At 39.2% G+C, this 3,249-nt stretch carries 3 protein-coding genes and 1 tRNA gene; all 4 read left to right on the forward strand.

Annotated features, from left to right (window positions below; all coding sequences use genetic code 11):
• Positions 1-460 (forward strand): LuxR C-terminal-related transcriptional regulator (locus ACSHXM_RS21340; RefSeq protein WP_435692361.1); only part of this gene is annotated, 460 nt, incomplete at its 5' end.
• Positions 461-475: 15 nt separating this feature from the next.
• The gene (gene uvrC, locus ACSHXM_RS21345; protein WP_435692363.1) at positions 476-2,302 is read left to right on the forward strand and encodes an excinuclease ABC subunit UvrC; all 1,827 of its coding nucleotides are present in this window, start codon (positions 476-478) and stop codon (positions 2,300-2,302) included.
• A gap of 116 nt (positions 2,303-2,418) precedes the next feature.
• Positions 2,419-2,982, forward strand: coding sequence for a CDP-diacylglycerol--glycerol-3-phosphate 3-phosphatidyltransferase (gene pgsA / locus ACSHXM_RS21350; RefSeq protein WP_435692365.1), 564 nt, complete (start codon positions 2,419-2,421; stop codon positions 2,980-2,982).
• A 192-nt stretch (positions 2,983-3,174) separates the two neighbouring features.
• A tRNA-Gly gene (locus ACSHXM_RS21355) sits at positions 3,175-3,249 on the forward strand.

Consider the following 3,249-nt stretch of genomic DNA (forward strand, 5'->3'; position numbering starts at 1 on the left):
GATAGAACCGACTAACCACATCCTACGTTTGACTGAAGATACACGCGTGATGGTATTATCTGTCTACAAAGAAAACCCAATTCCCGCAAAAGTGATGCAAATGGGCGCTTCAGGATACTTAACCAAAGATTCTGGGCCAGAAGAAATGATCCGCGCTATTTACAAGGTGCATTCAGGGCAAAAGTATATTTCACCTGACTTAGCGCAACAAATTGCTATTGGTCAATTAGATTTACAAGAGGGAAATCCTTTTGAAGCTTTGTCTGACAGAGAATTAGAGATAACCCTAATGTTAACGAAAGGGGCTAAAGTACCGGACATTGCAGTATCTCTAAATATCAGCGCAAAAACCGTAAATACTTACAGATATCGTATGTTTGAAAAACTCAATGTCAGCACAGATGTTGAACTGACCCATTTAGCCATAAGAAATAAGCTTATCGATTCAGACCAACTCTGAGTTTAGTTATTTGTAATGAGTGAAATCGACGGGTTTGATCATCAAGCATTTTTAAAACACCTAACCAATCAACCAGGTGTTTACCGCATGTACAATCACAAAGAAGAAGTGATTTATGTCGGTAAAGCTAAAAATTTAAAGAAACGCGTATCGAGTTATTTTAGGGCTAAAGTGGATAGTGCTAAAACTCGAACGCTTGTTAAACAAATCACCAATATGGATGTAACGGTTGTTCACAGCGAGACCGAAGCCTTCATTCTCGAAAACAACTTTATTAAAAAGTATAAACCTCGTTATAACGTGTTATTACGCGATGATAAGGGGTATCCATTTATATTACTTTCAGACCATACTCACCCTAGATTAAGCAGTCACAGAGGACCTAAAAAACAAAAAGGGGAATATTTTGGTCCATACCCTAGTGCTTGGGCTGTGCGTGAAAGTTTAAATACCATGCAAAAGTTGTTTCCTATTCGACAATGTGAAGATAGTTATTATCGCGCGCGAACTAGGCCATGTTTGCAGTATCAACTTCAGCGTTGCGCTGGTCCTTGCGTTGAAGGCCTGGTAAGTGCAGAAGAGTATGAACATCAAGTACAAATGGCACGATTATTTTTAAAAGGTAAAAATAAGCAGGTTATTGATTCTCTAATTCAAAAAATGGAACAAGCGAGCACTGAACTTAAATTTGAATCTGCAGCTAGGTATCGAGATCAAATTGGCGCATTAAATAAAGTACAAGAACAACAATGGGTAAGTGGTGAACAGCAAGAAATGGATGTGTTTGGTTTTGCCTATCGAAATGGTATTGCTAGCATTCAAGGTTTGTTTATTCGAGACAATAAACTGTTGGGGAGTAAAAGTTTTTATCCCAAGGTACCCAATGAGTCCACCTCAGAAGAGGTTTTTCAGTCATTTTTACTACAGTTTTATTTAGCGGGTAATAAAACCATTCCACAACAAATTGTACTGCCTTGCGACATCACAGAACAAACATCTATAGAAGCGTTGTTGACCAAAGAGGCTGGCCGTAAAATTCAGTTTTATAAAGGTGTAAGAGACGAAAAACGCCGTTATTTGGACTTAGCCAATACAAATGCCGATACTGCACTAGAGTCTCGACAGAACCATCAAAAGTCGGTGTTTGCTCGTTATTTAGAATTAGAGAAAGTCCTAGAGTTTGAACAACCTATTCAACGTATGGAGTGTTTTGACATTAGCCATACGTCAGGTCAACAAACGGTGGCCTCTTGCGTGGTGTTTAATAGGGAAGGGCCTTATAAACAGGACTATCGAAAGTTTAATATCGAAGGCATAACACCTGGCGATGATTATGCGGCCATGGCTCAGGCGTTATCACGGCGTTATCGAGATGTGAAAGACGAAACTAAAATTCCCGATATCTTATTTATAGATGGCGGTAAAGGACAACTAGCTCAAGCTGAAGATTATTTTGACGATTGGAAACCAAGTAAAAAGCCTATGTTGATTGGTGTGGCTAAAGGCAGTAGTCGCAAAGCTGGTTTAGAAACGCTGATTTTAGCTGGTAGCCATGCCACGATCCCAATGCAAGCCGATAACTCGGCATTACATTTGATTCAACATATTCGGGACGAATCACACCGTTTTGCTATTACAGGTCATAGACAAAGACGTCACAAAGAGAAAACCACTTCAAAATTGCAGTCAATACCGGGAGTAGGGGCCAAACGTCGTCAAAGTTTATTAAAATACATGGGTGGATTACATGGCGTGTTGCAAGCTAGTAAAGATGAAATAGCAAAAGTACCGGGGATTAGTAACGAATTAGCAGATATAATATACGAACATATTCATAACTAAGCTTTTACTTAGTTTTTATAAAGAGCTATTTATAAATAGCTTTGAAAAAACGCTTTGTTATGGGTTAATACCCCAAATCATTAAATAAGAATATAACAAAAATACTGAGAAATTAGATGTGGACAATTCCTAATATTATTACCATGGTCAGGGTTTTACTGATCCCAGTATTTGTAGTCGTGTATTTTTTAGATTGGAAGTGGGCCCACCAAGCAGGTGCATTTATCTTTTGGTTTGCCGCAATTACGGATTGGTTTGATGGTTACCTGGCAAGAAAGCTAAATCAAACCAGCGCTTTTGGGGCCTTTCTCGATCCCGTTGCAGATAAATTAATTGTGGCAGCCGCATTACTCCTCATTACTCATACGTATGCGACACCGTGGATCACCGTGCCAGCTGTTTTGCTCATGTTTAGAGAGATCTATATTTCGGCACTACGAGAATGGATGAGTCAACAAGGCAAACAAGATCTGGTAAAAGTTAATTTTACAGGCAAAGCCAAAACCATGGCGCAGATGTTGGCACTGATTGGATTGTTGTCCGAAATAGAAATATTTATGGGGATCCCAATTTATTGGGTAAGTTTAGGATATGGATTGTTGTACTTTGCAGCGGTGTTATCTTTTTGGTCAATGATTGAATACACAATTGCGGCGTGGAAAGATTTAAAAAACGCATAATTAAGCGTTCATAATAAAAGCAATTTGTCTGTTTTTAGTGCTTTCGGTTTAAAAATCAGCCAGTCAGTTCAAAAAGATACTTTTTGTTGTTGACACTTCTGATTGTGGATGTAGAATGCCCCCACAGTTTGAGGAGAGCAAGACGAAACGCAACAAACGTTAGTCTTAATTACCAAGAAAACTTATAGCGATGCGGGAATAGCTCAGTGGTAGAGCACAACCTTGCCAAGGTTGGGGTCGCGAGTTCGAATCTCGTTTCCCGCTCCA

Origin of the sequence: Paraglaciecola sp., assembly GCF_051252315.1 — a bacterium.
Taxonomy (GTDB): domain Bacteria; phylum Pseudomonadota; class Gammaproteobacteria; order Enterobacterales; family Alteromonadaceae; genus Paraglaciecola.